The sequence below is a fragment of the Bradyrhizobium sp. SZCCT0153 genome (assembly GCF_018129995.1).
In the GTDB taxonomy this organism is placed as follows: Bacteria; Pseudomonadota; Alphaproteobacteria; order Rhizobiales; family Xanthobacteraceae; genus Bradyrhizobium; species Bradyrhizobium japonicum_G.
The window spans coordinates 315,810-332,575 of sequence record NZ_JAFCKS010000002.1 but is presented as its reverse complement, the minus strand read 5'-3'; the positions used below and the strand labels follow the sequence as shown (position 1 = coordinate 332,575).

15 protein-coding genes are annotated in these 16,766 nt (G+C 65.1%); 11 read left to right on the top strand and 4 right to left on the bottom strand.

Features of this window, described 5'->3' with window-relative positions; translation table 11 throughout:
- Positions 1-87: 87 nt before the first annotated feature.
- The 11 genes from JQ572_RS09415 to JQ572_RS09365 all read left to right on the top strand — a co-directional run bounded on the left by JQ572_RS09415 (position 88) and on the right by JQ572_RS09365 (position 12,109).
- Entirely contained in the window at positions 88-1,068 is a 981-nt protein-coding gene (locus JQ572_RS09415; RefSeq protein WP_211382728.1) for an ABC transporter permease, read from the top strand.
- A 10-nt stretch (positions 1,069-1,078) separates the two neighbouring features.
- Positions 1,079-2,050, top strand: coding sequence for an ABC transporter permease (locus tag JQ572_RS09410; RefSeq protein WP_211382727.1), 972 nt, complete (start codon positions 1,079-1,081; stop codon positions 2,048-2,050).
- 13 nt (positions 2,051-2,063) lie between these two features.
- Positions 2,064-3,050 carry an ABC transporter ATP-binding protein gene (locus JQ572_RS09405; RefSeq protein WP_211382726.1) on the top strand — a complete coding sequence of 329 codons (987 nt, stop codon included), beginning with the start codon at positions 2,064-2,066 and terminating at the stop codon, positions 3,048-3,050.
- Positions 3,047-4,036, top strand: a complete 990-nt coding sequence (locus tag JQ572_RS09400) for an ABC transporter ATP-binding protein (protein ID WP_211382725.1) — start codon at positions 3,047-3,049, stop codon at positions 4,034-4,036. Before JQ572_RS09405 ends, JQ572_RS09400 begins: the two co-directional genes overlap by 4 nt.
- Positions 4,037-4,117: 81 nt before the next feature.
- The gene (locus JQ572_RS09395; protein ID WP_211382724.1) at positions 4,118-5,923 is read left to right on the top strand and encodes a gamma-glutamyltransferase family protein; all 1,806 of its coding nucleotides are present in this window, start codon (positions 4,118-4,120) and stop codon (positions 5,921-5,923) included.
- A gap of 9 nt (positions 5,924-5,932) precedes the next feature.
- Positions 5,933-6,643 (top strand): DUF1028 domain-containing protein, encoded by a 711-nt coding sequence (locus tag JQ572_RS09390; protein ID WP_211382723.1) that lies wholly within the window; start codon positions 5,933-5,935, stop codon positions 6,641-6,643.
- Positions 6,640-7,629, top strand: coding sequence for an ABC transporter ATP-binding protein (locus tag JQ572_RS09385; RefSeq protein ID WP_211382722.1), 990 nt, complete (start codon positions 6,640-6,642; stop codon positions 7,627-7,629). The genes JQ572_RS09390 and JQ572_RS09385 overlap by 4 nt, the downstream gene beginning before the upstream one ends.
- Positions 7,629-8,735: an ABC transporter ATP-binding protein gene (locus tag JQ572_RS09380; protein ID WP_211382721.1), complete on the top strand. Its 1,107-nt coding sequence runs from the start codon at positions 7,629-7,631 to the stop codon at positions 8,733-8,735. The genes JQ572_RS09385 and JQ572_RS09380 overlap by 1 nt, the downstream gene beginning before the upstream one ends.
- A 22-nt stretch (positions 8,736-8,757) precedes the next feature.
- Positions 8,758-10,266 (top strand): ABC transporter substrate-binding protein, encoded by a 1,509-nt coding sequence (locus tag JQ572_RS09375; RefSeq protein ID WP_211382720.1) that lies wholly within the window; start codon positions 8,758-8,760, stop codon positions 10,264-10,266.
- Between the two features lie 10 nt (positions 10,267-10,276).
- Positions 10,277-11,218, top strand: coding sequence for an ABC transporter permease (locus JQ572_RS09370; protein ID WP_211382719.1), 942 nt, complete (start codon positions 10,277-10,279; stop codon positions 11,216-11,218).
- 3 nt (positions 11,219-11,221) lie between these two features.
- Entirely contained in the window at positions 11,222-12,109 is an 888-nt protein-coding gene (locus tag JQ572_RS09365) for an ABC transporter permease (RefSeq protein WP_211382718.1), read from the top strand.
- A 218-nt stretch (positions 12,110-12,327) separates the two neighbouring features.
- Here the strand turns inward: JQ572_RS09365 and cnbZ are convergent, their stop codons facing one another.
- The 4 genes from cnbZ to JQ572_RS09345 are packed head-to-tail and all read right to left on the bottom strand — an operon-like array spanning position 12,328 to position 16,759.
- Complete coding sequence (cnbZ, locus tag JQ572_RS09360) at positions 12,328-13,074, bottom strand: 2-amino-5-chloromuconate deaminase CnbZ (RefSeq protein ID WP_211382717.1); 747 nt, start codon at positions 13,072-13,074, stop codon at positions 12,328-12,330.
- A gap of 9 nt (positions 13,075-13,083) precedes the next feature.
- The gene (locus tag JQ572_RS09355; RefSeq protein ID WP_211382716.1) at positions 13,084-14,334 is read right to left on the bottom strand and encodes an adenylate/guanylate cyclase domain-containing protein; all 1,251 of its coding nucleotides are present in this window, start codon (positions 14,332-14,334) and stop codon (positions 13,084-13,086) included.
- Positions 14,331-14,720 carry a response regulator gene (locus JQ572_RS09350; RefSeq protein WP_211382715.1) on the bottom strand — a complete coding sequence of 130 codons (390 nt, stop codon included), beginning with the start codon at positions 14,718-14,720 and terminating at the stop codon, positions 14,331-14,333. The genes JQ572_RS09355 and JQ572_RS09350 overlap by 4 nt, the downstream gene beginning before the upstream one ends.
- Entirely contained in the window at positions 14,717-16,759 is a 2,043-nt protein-coding gene (locus JQ572_RS09345; RefSeq protein WP_211382714.1) for a sensor histidine kinase, read from the bottom strand. Before JQ572_RS09345 ends, JQ572_RS09350 begins: the two co-directional genes overlap by 4 nt.
- Between the last annotated feature and the right edge of the window lie 7 nt (positions 16,760-16,766).

The window sequence follows — 16,766 nt, the reverse complement described above, 5'->3', positions numbered from 1 at the left end:
TCCCGGCGGCGTCAGGCTTCCGGGACCTTTCCTTTTTTCGGCTGACAGGCACGTTGGCCGTACGCACACCCAAGGATAGTGGAAGGCATGCTCGCTTTCACTCTTCGCCGCGCCCTTCAGGCCATCGGCGTCATGTTCGCCGTCGGCATCATCGCGTTCTCGATGTTCCGCTTCGCCGGCGACCCCGTGAACCAGATCGTCTCGATCGACACGTCGGCGGCCGAACGCGAAGCCGTGCGCAAGTCGCTCGGCCTTGACGATCCCGTGCCGGTGCAGTTCGTGCGCTATTTCGGCGACGCCGCGCAGTTCAAGTTCGGCGTCTCCTACCAATTCCGCCAGCCGGTCTCGACGCTGTTGATGGAGCGCATGCCCGCGACGCTCGAACTCGCGATCTGCGCGACCATATTCGCAATGGTGTTCGGCATCCTGATGGGCGTCTATTCGGCGCTCAAGCGCGACACCGCGCTCGCCAAATTATTCCAGGCGGTCTCGTTGATCGGCATCTCGCTGCCGACGTTCCTGATCGGCATCCTCCTGATCTATCTGTTCGCGGTGACATTGGGCTGGCTGCCCTCGTTCGGCCGAGGCGAGGTGGTCAAGCTCGGCTGGTGGACCACGGGCCTGCTCACGCTGTCGGGCCTGAAGGCGCTGATCATGCCCTCGATCACGCTTGGCCTGTTCCAGATGACCCTGATCATGCGACTGGTGCGCGCGGAGATGCTGGAAGTGCTGCGAACCGACTATATCCGCTTCGCGCGCGCCCGGGGGTTGACCACACGCGCCATCCATTTCGGCCACGCACTGAAGAACACGCTCATTCCCGTGATCACGGTAGCAGGCCTCCAGTTTGGCTCGGTTATTGCATTTTCGATCATCACCGAAACCGTGTTCCAGTGGCCGGGCATGGGACTTCTGTTCGTTCAGGCCGTGCAAAACGTCGATATCCCGATCATGGCCGCCTACCTGTTGATGGTCTCGCTGATTTTCGTCACCATCAATCTGGTGGTCGACATCCTGTACACCGTGGTCGATCCGCGCTTGCGCTCGACCGTCGGCCGCGCCACGTAAGGCAGCCTGCATGTCCGACGCAGTCGTCTCCAATTCCGACAAGCAGGGCGCGCCGCCGGCGCATGCCGCCCGCGGCTGGCTCAGCCGCGCGCTCGACAGCGACGTCTTCTATTCTTTCCGCCGCTCCAAGCTCACCATGGTTGCGGCCGCCATCACGGTCTTGTTCTTCCTGCTTGCGATCTTTGCCTCATGGCTTGCGGTACAGAACCCGTTCGATCCGGCGCAACTTCAGCTGATGAACTCGCGGATTTCACCACTATGGACAGCCGACGGCCAGAGCCCGTTCCTGCTCGGCACCGATGAGCAGGGCCGCGACGTATTCTCCGCCATCCTTTATGGCATGCGTATCTCGCTCGCCGTCGGCATGGCCGGCGTGATCTTCGCCGGTGCGCTCGGCATCGCGCTCGGCCTGATGGCCGGCTATTTCGGCGGCGCGGTCGACAGCGTGATCATGCGGATCGCCGACGTCCAACTCACCTTCCCCGCCATCCTGATCGCGCTGCTGGTCAATGGCATCGCGAAATCGATCCTCGGCAACCGGCTGGATGCCACCAGCATGCTGGTGGTGCTGGTGATCTCGATCGGCCTGAGTTTCTGGGTCGGGTACGCCCGGACCGTGCGCGGTTCCGTGATGGTCGAGAAGAACAAGGACTACGTGGCCGCTGCGCAGCTGATCGGCCTGCCTGCCCCCGTGATCATGCTGCGGCATGTGCTGCCGAACACAATGGGCCCGATCCTCGTCATCGCCACCATCAATCTCGCGCTCGCCATCATCACCGAGGCGACGCTGTCTTTCCTTGGCGTCGGCTTGCCCGACACCATGCCCTCGCTCGGCACGCTGATCCGCATCGGCAACAATTATCTGTTCGCTGGTGAATGGTGGATCGTCGCCTTCCCGGGGTTCGCGCTCGCCGCGCTGATCCTCTCCATCAACCTGCTCGGCGACTGGCTGCGCGACGCGCTCAACCCAAAACTTCGATGAGTGTGCGTCGCCCATGACCGAACCTGTTCTCTCCGTACGCAATCTCAAGGTGGAGTTCGCCTCCCGCCGCGGCACGCTGCGCGCCATCGACGACGTCTCCTTCGACATTGCCAAGGGCGAGGTGCTCGGCGTAGTCGGCGAATCCGGCGCCGGCAAATCCGTCACCGGCCTTTCGGTGATCGGCCTGATCGATCCGCCCGGCCGCATCGCCGGCGGCGAGATTCGTCTCGCAGGCCTGCGCATCGACAATCTGCCGCCGGAGGAGATCCGCCGTATTCGCGGCAAACGCATCGGCATGATCTTTCAGGATCCCCTCACCTCGCTCAATCCACTGTACCGGGTCGGCGACCAGATCGTGGAGACGATCAGAACGCATCTGAATCTCTCCGAGACAGCTGCACGCCGTCGTGCCATCGACCTGCTTGCCGAGGTCGGCATCCCAGCGCCGGAGAAACGCATCGACGGCTATCCCCACGAATTCTCCGGCGGCATGCGGCAGCGCGTGGTGATTGCGCTCGCGATCTGCGCCGAGCCGGAGTTGATCATCGCGGACGAGCCCACCACCGCGCTCGACGTCTCCGTGCAGGCGCAGATCATCTCGCTGATCAAGCGGCTCGGGCGCGACCACGGCACCGCGGTGATGCTGGTGACCCACGACATGGGCGTGATCGCCGAGACCTCCGACCGCGTGGCGGTGATGTATGCCGGCCGCGTCGCCGAGATCGGCCCCGTACAGGACGTCGTCAGGAATCCGCTGCACCCTTACGCCAAGGGCTTGATGGGCGCGATCCCGACGCTTGCCGGCGACGACAAGCGTCTCGTGCAAATTCCCGGCTCCATGCCGCGGCTGTCGGCGATCCCGCGGGGCTGCTCGTTCAATCCGCGCTGCGCATTCGTTTTCGATCGCTGCCGCGTGGAGAGGCCGGAGCCGCTGCCGCGCGGCACGCAATCCGTCGCCTGCCATCTCTATGACAGCGTGCCGGCGGAGAGCGCGGCATGAGCACTCCCTTCGTCCAGGCCACAAATCTGCGCCGCGTCTTCGACGTCTCAAAGCCCTGGCTCAACCGCGTGCTCGAGGGCGGCCATCTCGAATATCTCAAGGCCGTCGACGGCGTCACTTTCGACATCAGGAAGGGCGAGACTTTTGCGCTGGTCGGAGAATCCGGTTCGGGCAAGACCACGGTGGCGCGGATGGTCGTCGGCCTGCTGCCGCCGAGTTCCGGCAACGTCCTGATCGACGGCATCTCGATGACCGATCCGCGGCAGGCCCAAGCGCGGCGAAAGCTGCGCCGCCGCATCCAGATGATCTTCCAGGATCCCTATGCGAGCCTGAACCCGCGCTTCCGGGTCGATGCCATCATCTCCGAGCCGATCCGTGCCTTCGACCTGATCCAGGGCGAGCGCGACATCCAGGCCCGGGTCGGCGAGCTGCTCAGCCTCGTCGGTCTGCATCCCGACGACCGCTTGAAGTTCCCGCACGAATTCTCCGGCGGCCAGCGCCAGCGCATCGCGATTGCGCGGGCACTCGCCTCCGACGCCGAGTTCATCGTCTGCGACGAGCCGACCTCCGCGCTCGACGTCTCCGTGCAGGCGCAGATCCTGAACCTGATGCGCGACCTCCAGGACAAGCTCGGCCTGACCTACATGTTCATCAGCCATAACCTCGCCGTGGTCCGCCACATGGCGAGCCGGGTCGGCGTGATGTATCTCGGCCGCATTGTCGAGATCGCCGAGGGGCGTGAACTGTTCGCCCGTCCTCGCATGCCCTACACCAAGATGCTGCTGGGCGCCGTGCCCGATCTTGCGATGAGCGGTCGCCAGCGCATCCCGGTCAAGGGCGAGATCCCGAACCCGATCAATCCGCCGTCCGGCTGCGCCTTCAACCCGCGCTGTCCGCTGGCGTTCGATCTCTGCCGCAAGGAAGTCCCGGCACTGATCGACGGCATCGCCTGCCACGCCGTCAACACCGCGCCGGTGCCTGCGTGACGCGCGCGTGCCATGCTAGCAGCGCATTGGCGACCCGGCATTCCCTGTGATCAATTGCGCGCGCCGCAACTGAGGTAACCCATGGCCAGCAACGTCAATCCCGATCCGTTCACGACGAGGCCCGAGATCGAAGGCACTTTCGGGGTCGTCGCCACCACCCACTGGATCGCGACGGCCGTCGGCATGGCCATTCTGGAAAAGGGCGGCAATGCCTTCGACGCCGGCGTCGCCACCGCTTTTACGCTGCAGGTGGTCGAACCGCATCTGAACGGCCCCGGCGGCGACGTCCCGATCATCGTGCACGACGTGAAACGCGGCCGCACCGAGGTGATCTGCGGCCAGGGTCCGGCGCCGGCGCGCGCCACCATCGCGCATTACAAGAACGAGGGTCTCGACATGGTGCCCGGCACCGGCCTGCTCGCCGCCTGCGTGCCCGGCACCTTCGAATCCTGGATGATGCTGCTCCGCGACTACGGAACGATGCGCGTGCGCGACGTGCTGGAGCCCGCGATCTCCTATGCCCGCGACGGTTATCCGCTGGTCGAGCGCGCCTGCGCCACGATCCAGACCGTCGAACAATTGTTCCGCAAGCACTGGCCGACCTCTGCCGCGGTCTATCTTCCGAACGGCGAAGTGCCGAAGCCCGGTACGCTGTTCACCAACAAGACGCTGGCGGCAACCTACGCCCGCATCCTGAGCGAAGCCGAGAGCGGCGGCGGAGGCCGCGACGCCGAGATCGAGCGTGCACGAAAATCCTGGTCGCAGGGTTTTGTTGCGGAAGCCATCGACAAGTTCTGCCGCACCCAGGACGTGATGGACGTCAGCGGCTCGCCACATCGCGGCGTGCTCTCGGCCGACGACATGGCGCGGTGGCAACCGACCGTCGAGGCGCCGCTGACCTACGATTATGGCCGCTACACCGTCTGCAAGGCCGGCGTCTGGAGCCAGGGTCCCGTGACGCTGCAACAGCTCGCGCTGTTGAAGGGCTTTGCGCTCGACGGACTCGATCCGACCGGACCGGAGTTCATCCATCTCCAGATCGAATGCGCAAAACTCGCCTTTGCGGACCGCGAAAAATTCTACGGCGATCCCAAGTTCACCGAGATCCCGATCGCGACGCTATTGTCGGACACCTACAACGACGAGCGCCGCAAGCTCGTCACGGACAAGGCCTCGCTCGACTTCCTTCCCGGTTCGGTCGAAGGTTTTGGCGGTGTGGTGAAGTTGCGCCGCGCCGAGGGGCAACGCGAGGCGGTCGGCGCGCTTGGCGCCGGCGAGCCGACGGTCGGGCGATTCGGCGAGGTACGCGGCGACACCGTGCATTTCGACATCATCGACAAGGCCGGCAACATGGTGTCCTCGACGCCGTCGGGCGGCTGGTTGCAATCGTCGCCGATCATACCCGAGCTCGGCTTCTGCCTCGGCAGCCGCGCTCAGATGTTCTGGCTGGAGGAAGACCATCCCGCCGCGCTCGCGCCGGGCAAGCGGCCGCGCACCACGCTGTCGCCGACCATGGCGCTGCGCGACGGCGAGCCGTATCTCGCCTGGGGTTCGCCCGGAGGCGACCAGCAGGACCAGTGGATCACGCAATTCTTCCTGCGCCACGTCCATTGCAATCTCAATCTCCAGGAATCGATCGACGCGCCGGCCTGGCATTCCGAGCATTTTCCGATCTCGTTCTGGCCGCGCACCGCACGCCCCGGCGTGCTCGTGGTCGAGAACCGCGTGCCGAAGGCGACGATCGAGAATCTTCGCGAACGCGGACATATCGTGGAAGTCGGCCCCGACTGGTCGGAAGGCCGTCTCACGGCGGCTTCGCGCGTCGGAGTGCGGCGGCGCGCCGCGGCCAACCCGCGCGGCATGCAAGGTTACGCCGCGGGGCGTTGAAGGCAACACATGACCTGGTCGATCATCGCGCGCGATCCTGCCACCGGCCAGTTCGGCATCGCCGTCGCCACGCGCTTCTTCGCCGTCGGCGCACGGGTCCCTTATATCGCGGCCGGCCTCGGTGCCATCGCGACGCAAGCTTTCGTCAATCCCTATTATGGCATCGACGGCGTCAAGCTGCTGCGCGAGGGCCTGAATGCGCATGACGTGCTTGCCGCGCTGCTCGCGACCGACGACGGCCGCGAGAGCCGCCAAATCCACCTCATGGATGCGAGCGGCGAGATCGCCGCCCATACGGGCCGCGACTGCGTCGACTGGTGCGGCCACATCGCAGGGAGCGGCTTCTCAATCGCCGGCAACATGCTGGCCGGCCCTGACGTGCTCGACGAGACCGCAAAAACCTACATTGCCAATGACAGCCTGCCCTTCCCGCGCCGCCTGCTCGCTGCCATGCGCGCGGGCGAAGCGGCCGGCGGCGACAAGCGCGGCAAGCAATCGGCGGCGCTGCTGATCCACGGCGAGGAGGAATGGGCGGCGCTGGACATTCGCTCCGACGATCATCCCGACCCGCTCGGCGAGCTCGAGCGGCTCGAAGGGGTCAGCCAGGAACTCTGGGTGCATTTTCGCGCCTCCATGCCGACGCGGCAGAACCCGGCCGGCAACACCGATCGCAGCGTCATCGACGCCAGCATCGCCGCAGCGCGTGCAAGACGATCATGAGCACGAGCCCACTGATCGAGATCGAGGATCTGCGCATCCGCTTCCACGGCGACGACGGCCGCGTCACCCATGCGGTCGACAGTGTCGATCTCAGCGTCGCCAATGGCGCCACGCTCGGCCTCGTCGGCGAATCCGGCTGCGGCAAGAGCGTGACGTCACTCGCAATCATGGGCCTGCTGCCGAAACAGAACGCGGAGATCTCAGGCGCGATCCGCTTCGACGGTTTTGACCTGCTGAAAACCTCGGACCAGACGCTGCGCGACCTCCGCGGCAACCGGCTGGCGATGATCTTCCAGGAGCCGATGACCTCGCTCAATCCGAGCTTCACGATCGGCGACCAGATCATCGAGACGATCCTGCGTCATCGCGGCGGCTCGCGAAAGAGCGCCCGCGAGCGTGCGATCGAGCTCTTGCGCCGCGTCCACATTCCCTCGGCCGAGCGGCGGATCGACGACTACCCGCACAAGCTTTCCGGCGGCATGCGCCAGCGCGTGATGATCGCGATGGCGCTGGCCTGCGACCCGCAGCTGCTGATCGCGGACGAGCCGACCACTGCGCTCGACGTCACCCTGCAGGCGCAGATTCTCGAACTGATGCGGGAATTGAAGGCGGCGAGCGGCGCCGCGATCATCCTCATCACCCACGATCTCGGCGTGGTCGCCGAGGTCTGCGACGAGGTCGCGGTGATGTATGCGGGCGAGATCGTCGAGCGCGCGACGGTGGACGAATTGTTCTCCGCGCCGCAGCATCCCTACACCGTCGGCTTGCTCGGCTCGATCCCGCGGCTCGACCATCGCGCCGAGCAGCTCGCGACGATCGAGGGCATGGTGCCGAACATGGCGCAGCCGCCGGCGGGCTGCCGGTTCAGTGCACGCTGCCCTTTCGTGCTGGACGCCTGCACCAGGACGCCGCCGCCGCTCGTCGAAATCAGCGCCGGCCACCTCTCGCGCTGCATCCGCGCGCCGCTCGAACTTCTGGTGTCGTGATGGCGCTGCTCGAGGTCCAAGGCCTGGTCAAGCATTTCGTTGCCGAGCGCTCGTTGTTCGGCAGGGCGCTGGCGCATGTCAAAGCCGTCGATGGCGTCAGCTTCTCACTCGAAGCCGGCAAGACGCTGGCACTGGTCGGCGAATCCGGCTGCGGCAAATCCACCGTCAGCCGCCTGGTGCTGCGGCTGATCGAACCGGATGCAGGTGCAATCCGTTTCGAAGGCCGCGATCTGCTTGCTCTCGACGCCGGAGCGCTGCGCGCCTTCCGCCGCGAGGCGCAGATCATCTTCCAGGATCCCTACGCCTCGCTCAATCCGCGCATGACGGTCGGCCAGATCCTGGCCGAGCCGTTGGCGCTGCACGATCTGGTGCCGGCTGCGCGGCGGCGCGAACGCGTCGAGGAAATCTTGCGGCTGGTCGGGCTGGAGCCTCGGCTGGCCCGGCGCTACCCGCACGAATTCTCCGGCGGCCAGCGCCAGCGCATCGCCATCGCCCGGGCACTCGCGGTCGAACCAAAACTGATCATCTGCGACGAGCCGGTCTCGGCGCTCGACGTCTCGATCCGCTCGCAGATCCTCAACCTTTTGCGCGAGCTGCAGGACCGGCTCGGCCTCGCCTACATTTTCGTCTCGCATGATCTCGCCGTGGTCAAGCACATCGCCGACCACGTGGCGGTGATGAATCTCGGCCAGATCGTCGAGACGGCGGAGGCCGATGCGCTGTTCGCATCACCGCGCCATCCCTATAGCCGGGCGCTGCTGTCAGCGATCCCGCTGCCGCAGCCGAAGGCGAAGCGCGCGACCGTGCTGCTGGAGGGCGAGATCCCGAGCGCGCTCAATCCGCCCGCCGGCTGCCGCTTCCATACCCGCTGCCCCTTCGTTGTCGAGCGCTGCCGCAGCGAAGCGCCTGCGCTCCTGGCTGACGGCGCGGGCCACGCCACCGCCTGCCACCGCACGGCGGAGCTGCCGTCTGCCGACGCCATTCTGCCGACCGACGGCGGATTTTCGCCGACGCTGTCGAAATTGGTCGCCGCCTTCAGCCGAAAGACGGAAGGCGGGCGCCCGGCCGGGGTTAATATACAATGCGCCGCGTCCACAACGAAATAGCCGAAGCAATGGGGATTGTCCGATGAAGATGTTTCGCCTGGCCGTAACGGCCGCCGCCGTCCTGCTGTCGATCGGAGCCGTACAGGCCCAGACCACGCTGCGCATCGGCCTCGCCGAGGACCCCGACATCCTCGATCCCACGATGGCGCGCACCTATGTCGGCCGCATCGTGTTCTCCGCGTTCTGCGACAAGCTGTTCGACATCGACGAGAAGCTCAACATCGTGCCGCAGCTCGCGCTGTCGAGCGAAACCGTCGACGACGGCAAGGGCCTCGTCATCAAGCTGCGGCCCGGCGTTAAATTCCACGACGGCGAACCCTTCGACGCTGAAGCCGCCAAATTCTCGCTGGAGCGGCATCTGACGTTGCCCGGTTCGTTCCGCAAGCCGGAGCTGGCCTCGGTCGATCATATCGAGGTCGTCGATCCGCTCACGATCAAGCTGGTCCTGAAGTCGCCGTTCTCGCCGCTGCTCGCCCAGCTCACCGACCGCGCCGGCATGATGATGTCGCCGAAAGCGGCGAAAGAGGCCGGCGACAAGTTCGGCCTGCGCCCGGTCTGCGCCGGCCCCTACAAATTCGTCGAACGGGTGCAGCAGGATCGCATCGTGTTCGAGAAATTCGCCGACTACTGGAACAAGGACAACGTCTTCATCGACAAGATCGTATTCCAGCCGATCGTCGACGCCACCGTGCGGCTCGCGAACCTGAAGTCCGGCGGCCTCGATTTGATCGAGCGCGTGCTCGCCACCGATCTGAAGGAGGTGCGAGCCGACTCGCGGCTGAAGGTCGCGACCGCCATCGAGCTCGGCTATCAGGGCATCACCCTAAACATCGGCAAGGACAAGGCCAAGGGGCCGCTCAGCCAGTCCGCCAAGGTGCGGCAGGCTCTCGACCTCGCCATCGACCGCGACGCGATCAACCAGGTTGTGTTCAACGGCGAGTTTCAAGTCGGCAATCAATGGGTCAACCCTGATCATCCCTACTACCAAAAATCGCTTCCAGTCCGTCCCCGCAACGTCGAGAAGGCCAAGGCGCTGCTAAAGGAAGCCGGCGTGACACCGCCCGTCAGCGTCGACTTTCTGGTGCCCAAGGGCGCGGAGACCGAGACGCCGGCGCAGGTGATCCAGTCGATGGCGGCGGAAGCCGGGTTCGACATGAAGCTCCGCGTCACCGAATTCGCAACCGGGCTCAAGCAGGCCGAGGCCGGCGATTACCAGGCCTACATGCTCGCCTGGAGCGGGCGCGTCGATCCGGACGGCAACACCTACGTCTTCCTGCACAGCGGCGCGCCGCAGAATTACGGCGCGTGGAACAATCCGCAGGCCGACAAGGCGCTGGAGGACGCGCGATCGATCACCGACCCCGCCAAGCGCAAGGCCAGCTATGAGACCCTGGCCAAGCTGGTCCAGGAGGAAGAGCCGCTACTGTACCTCTACCACCGCCGCATCATCATCGCGCATACGACGAGGCTCGAAGGCTACAAGCAGATGCCCGACGGCCTCGTCCGCGTCATCGGGCTCAAGCTGAAGTGACGCCGCGAGAATGCTGAACTTCATCGCCCGCCGCCTTGCGCAGATCGTACCGACGCTGTTCTTCGTCTCGGTGCTGATCTTCTCGCTTCAGCAATTGCTGCCGGGCGATCCCGCGCTGGTGATGGCGGGCGAAGAGCGCGATCCGGCGGTAATCGAGCAGATCCGTCACCAGTACCGGCTCGATCAACCCGTCCCCGTGCAATACGCCTACTGGATCAAGGGCGTACTGTCGGGCGATTTCGGCGAGTCGCTGCGCAACAAGATGCCGGTGCGCGAGCTGATCGCACAGAAGCTGCCGGTGACGCTGCAGCTCGGCTCGATGGCGATCGTGATCGCGTTCCTGATCGGCATTCCCGCCGGCATCGTCGCCGCCGTGAAGAAGGGTTCGGCCTGGGACTACGGCGCGAACCTGTTTGCGCTGTGGGGCATCTCGATGCCCAACTTCTGGCTCGGGATCATGCTGATCTTCCTGTTCTCGATCGAGCTCGGCTGGCTGCCGGCTTCCGGCTACGTGCCGCTCACCGAGAACTGGCGCGCGAGCCTGGCGGCCACCATCATGCCCGCCTTCGTGCTCGGCAACGCGATCGCCGCGGTCCTGATGCGGCATACCCGCAGCGCCATGCTCCAGGTGCTGGAGAGCGATTATGTCCGCACCGCGCGCGCCAAGGGCCTGTCCGAGCGCTCGGTGATCCTCAAGCATGCCATGCGCAACGCGCTGACGCCCATCATCACGCTCGGCGCGCTCGAGCTCGGCACGCTGTTGTCGGGCGCGGTGCTGACCGAGCAGATCTTCTCCATTCCCGGCTTCGGCAAGCTGATCGTGGACGCCGTGTTTAACCGCGACTATGCGGTGGTGCAGGGCGTGGTGCTGGTGACGGCCACGATCTATATCACTCTGAACCTCGTTGCCGACGTCGCCTATGTCCTCGTCAATCCGCGGCTGAGGGGTTAGGCGATGACAGACGCTGCGCTGCCAGCCAGCCCCGCCACGCAAGCCTACGAGCTCGACAGCCCGGCACGCCGCGCCCGGCGGCGGCTGTTCAAGCGCAAGGCCGCCGTGTTTGGACTCGTCGTGATCACGATGTTCATTGCCCTCGCGCTGCTCGCGCCGCTTGTCGTGCCCTATGATCCCATTGCAACGAGCTGGAGCCTGGTGCGCAAGCCGCCGACCGCGGCACACTGGTTCGGCACCGACGAGCTCGGCCGCGACATCCTGAGCCGCGTCGTCCATGGTGCGCGGGCATCGCTGCTCGCAGGCCTGATCTCGGTTGCGATCGCGCTCGGCATCGGCGTGCCGCTCGGCCTCGTCGCCGGCTATCGCGGCGGCTTCACCGACGCGCTGATCAGCCGGATCACGGACGCGATGCTGGCCTGCCCGTTCCTGATCCTGGCGATCGCGCTCGCCGCATTCCTCGGGCCGAGCCTCGGCAATGCCATGATCGCGATCGGCATCTCGGCAACGCCGATCTTCATCCGCCTGACCCGCGGCCAGGTACTGGTCGTCAAGGCCGAGGACTACGTCGAGGCGGCGCGCGCGCTCGGCAATCCACCGTGGCGGATCGCATTCTCGCATATCCTGCCGAACATCCTGCCTGCGCTGCTGGTGCAGGCGACGCTGTCGATTGCGGCCGCCATCATCGCCGAAGCCGCGCTGTCGTTCCTCGGCCTCGGCCAGCAGCCGCCGGCGCCGTCCTGGGGCAGCATGCTCAATGCGGCGCAACGCTTCCTGACCCAGGCGCCGTGGATAGCGATCTGGCCGGGGCTTGCGATCTTCCTCGTGGTGCTGTCGCTGAACCTGCTCGGCGACGGGCTGCGCGACGCCCTCGACCCGCGCCAGCGCTAGAGCATGATCCGGAAAAGTGCGAAGCGGTTTTCCGAAAAGATCATGCTCAAACAAGAACCTAAAGCGCGATGACGATTCATCCCAATCTCATCGCACTTTAGATCTCCCTCATGGTGAGGAGCGCGTTCTTGCGCGCGTCTCGAACCATGAAGGCCCGACTGTCACCTGGAGCCATCCTTCGAGACGCGGCCTGACGGCCGCTCCTCAGGATGAGGACCTCAAATCACGGTCTCCCGCAGCACGCGGCGGCAATCCATCTCGTATTCGAGATCGACCACCGGCGGGCGGGCAAAGTGCCAGGTCAGGCCGGACCGCAGCGCGCCGCGGCGGACCAGTTCGTCGACCAGCGCGTGGTGGAAGTCGTGCACCGAATAGGCCTGTACGCCGGTGGTGTCCTTCCAGCCGAAGCCGAACGCCGTCATCCGGTTTTCCATCTGCGACGTCGTGGTGAAGCGCACCTTCTCGCGAAGGCCCTCCGGGCTGAGGTCGCGGTAGCGCACCGTGCGCTCGACATAGGTCCCGCCGCCCTCGCGCGCCTCGGCACCGCCGGCGATGACGAAGCTCGGTGCCTTCGAGCTTGTCGGCCGCGTGAAGGAGAAGGCATAGAACGACGGCTCGGACGGCGGATCGATCTCGGGGCAGACATTGCTGCGTGCCACCGGATTGGTGCTGCCGTCGAAGATACCCCATTCGGACAGTGTCTTCACATAGTGCAGGTTGAACGCGCGAAAGCCCTCTTCGCTGAAGGCCGCCGGTGAGCGCAGTTCGCAGGCGCAGAAGGCCGTCAGCGGCCGTCCCGCTTCCTGGATGTACTTTGCCGCGAGCGCAAATCCCTCGGCGAGCGGCACCAGGCGGTCGAACCGGACGCGCTCGATCTCATAGCCGTCGTCCGCGGCCGCACCGGCCGAATACTGGAACACGGACGGAATGAAACGATAATTACCGGCGGCGAAGTCACGATTCATCTTGAACTCCTAGTCCAGTTGGATGCGAATGCCCTTGGCGCCATTGAGCAGGCGCTTCAGGTGAAAGCCGGCCAGGGAATCGTCGGCGTGCATGCCGACCAGCGCGGCAAAGGCCGGCATGGCCGCGACGTCGCCCGCCTCCATCTTGCCAAAAGCCTCGGAATAGAGCGCCGCTTCCGGCGCCTCGAATTTTTTCTGCGGCAACGGCTCGAATGCACGCAACGGCTCGCTGCGTCCGCGCAGCATCAGCTCACCGACGGGACGGCCTTGAAAGTTCTCGGCCGCCTTGGCGACGCTTGCGCTGACGCAAATGCGCGTCCCCAGATGCTTGTTGGCACCTTCCAGCCGCGCCGCGATGTTGATGGAATCCCCATACGCGGTGTAGTCGAAGAACCGGTTGCCGCCGAAATTGCCGACCAGCGCCGGCCCGGCGTGAATGCCGATACGGGTGGTGCCGAAATTCAAACCCTTGGCCTTCTGGCGCGCGCAAAAGCCCTGCGCCCAGGCATCGAGATCATGGGCGCAGGCGACCGCGCGTGTCGCATAGTCGGGCTGGTCGCCGGGCGCGTTGAACAGCACCTGGATCGCATCGCCGATGATCTTTGCGACCGTCCCCTCATGCGCGAAGACGACTTCGGTCATCCCGCCGACATATTCGTTGAGGAGCTCGCCCAGCATCTCGGGCGGCGCGCTCTCGACCAGTGAAGTGAAGCCGGCGATGTCGGTGAAGATGGTCGCGACGTCGCGCCACTGCACCTCGATGCCCTCACCTTCGCCCCCCGCCGCCAGACGCTTGGCGAGCTCGGGTGAGAAATGGCGCGACAGCGCAGCATGAGCGCGCTCCGCCTCCATCTGTCGGCGCCGAACCTCCCGCAGCATCTCGATATGGCGAACAGTCTTCTGGATCGTCATCTCCAGGTCGACGAAGTCGATCGGCTTGGTCAGGAAGTCGAACGCACCGCGATTCATGGCCGTGCGGATGTTGCTCATGTCGCCATAGGCCGAGACGATGATGGTGGACTTCTTGTCCTCGGCTTCCTGGAGCTTCGCCAGCAGCGACAGCCCGTCCATCCGCGGCATGTTGATATCGGAGACCACCATGTCGACATGCGGATTCCGCTCGAGCGATTGCAGCGCGTCGAGACCGTCGCGAGCAAACATGATGTCGATGAGCCCATCACGGATCTGTCTGCGGAATTTTTGCAGGACCAGCGCCTCGAGATCCGGCTCGTCGTCGACGAAGAGGATGGTGGCGGTCATGCGGCCTGCTCGAGCCGCGTGTCGATTTCCTGCCGCAGCAGCGCAAAATCGATCGGCTTGGTGAGAAGTCCGACCGCGCCGCGCTCGATCGCCTTCCTGCGCGTCTCCGCGTCGCCATAGGCCGTAATCATGATGACGGGAACGTTTGGGTGCGCGTCACGCACCTTTGGCAGCATGTCGAGCCCGCTCATGCCGGGCATGTTGATGTCGGATAGAATCAGGATCAGCGAAGGATCGCGCACCTCGGCGGCGAGCTTCAGCGCATCCGGCGCGGACGGCGCGAATTCCATCTGGAAACGGCCGGCGCGCAGATCGCGCCGGAACTGCTGCCGGAACAGCGCCTCGACGTCAGGCTCGTCATCGACGACCAGGATGTAAACGTTCAAGCCTTGTCTCCAGTAGTTCCGCCTGCCGCCATCATGCGCGGCAGGGTGATGATGAATTCGGTGAATACACCGGGCTCGGTGTTCACGTCGATCGTGCCGCCGTGCTGCTTCACGACGATGTCATGGCTCATGGAAAGGCCGAGACCGGTGCCCTCGCCGGCCGGCTTGGTCGTGAAGAAGGGATTGAACATCTTCTCCTTCACCTCTTGTGAAATGCCGGTGCCATTGTCGCGAATGCGGACCTCGACCTTGTCGCCAAGATTCTTCGTCGTCGCGCGCAGGGTGGGTTCGAAACCGTCCGTGGCCCTCTCCTTGCGCCTGGCGGTGGCATAGAAGCCGTTCGAGACGAGATTGAGAAAGACGCGCGAGATCTCCTGCGGGTAGATATCGACCATACCGGCAGCGGGATCGAAGTCGCGGTCGAGCGTGACGTTGAAGCCGGGCTTCTCGGCGCGCGCGCCGTGATAGGCCAGATTGAGGCTCTCCTCCACGACCGCATTGATATCGACGGAGCGATGTTCGCCGGAACCCTGGCGCGAGTGCACCAGCATGTTCCTGACGATGGAATCGGCGCGCTTGCCGTGCTGCACCACCTTCTCGAGATTGCCCCTGAGCATGCCGGTCAGCTCATCGGCCTCCTGCTTCGTCTTGCCGTCGAGCTTTGCCGCTTCGAGCACCTCGTTGAGTTCGTCGATCAGCTCGGTCGAGACCGCGGAGAAATTGTTGACGAAATTGAGCGGGTTCTTGATCTCGTGCGCGATGCCCGCCGTGAGCTGGCCGAGCGAAGCGAGCTTCTCGGTCTGGACCAGACGATCCTGCGCCGCGCGCAGATCGTTCAGAGATTGCCGGAGTTCTGCGGTCCGCTGCTCGACCTTGTTCTCGAGGTCTGCATAGGATTCCTGCAGACGCGCGCCCATGTCGTTGAACTGGTCGGCGAGCCCTTCGAGCTCGTCACCCGTCTTGATCGAGATACGCTGGGCGAAATCGCCGCCCCCGATCCGCTCGGCGCCGCGACGCAGCGCCTGGATCGGCCCGACCATGCGGCGCGCCAGAAATATCCCGGCGAGCACCGCGAAGATCGAGGCTGCGAGCAGCACGATCGCGAGCCGCTGCAACGCGGCATAGAGCGCGGCATAGGCCTCTTCGACCGGCAGCTCAACGAACATGGTCCAGTGCAGCGGCGCGATCGGCGCCGACGCGGTCAGCACCTTCTGTCCCTGGATGTTGCGCGCCTCGGAAAGCGCGTCCACGGTAGCTCCGGCCAGCGCAGCGCGCACCTGCGCGAGGCCGGACATGTCGGTGTTGCGCAGGACCAGGCTGATATCGGGATGTGCGATCAGGCGTCCCTCCGGGCCGACCACATAGGCATGTCCGTGCTCGCCGACCTTGATCTGGGACACGACGTCCCAGATCAGCTTCAGGTTCACCTCCGCGATGCTCACACCCGCATCCTTGCGCGGGCCGGCGAGCGCCAGCGTCATGTAAGGCTCCGACTCCCTGCGGAAATAGACCGGCCCGTAATATACTTTGTGCGCAACCGCCTCGGTGAACTTCGGATCGCCCGACAGGTCGATCCCGCTGTCGATCGCATCCATCGCCAGCCGCGAGACCCGCAATCGCTCCTTGCCGGTCGAATCCACCTGAGCGAGCTCGGTGATGGCAGGCACCTGGCGCAAGAGCCGCAGCGCGTCGAACCGGCGCTGCTCGATCGAGCCCCCCGACCAGGGCAGTTGCGTGGTCCAGCCGAGCTGGCTCTCGATCTCCTTGACGAACTGGCCGATCTTGGCCGCTGCCGCCTCGGCCTGCTCATGCTGGACCCGGATCAAAGCGGCCTTGTGCTCGCGATAGTAGAAGAAGACCTCGAACAGGCCGTTGGCCAGCAGCGCGATGGCGACAACGGCCACGAACAGCGCGACATATTTGGTGAAAAGTCGCGTCCTGATCCCCTGCCCCGCCGCCGCTCCGGAGGCGGCGCCATCCGGTGCCGCGCTTGGCAGCGTCCTCGCTTGCGAGGTATCGGGATGGAGGGAAAGGCTCATCCTGCCA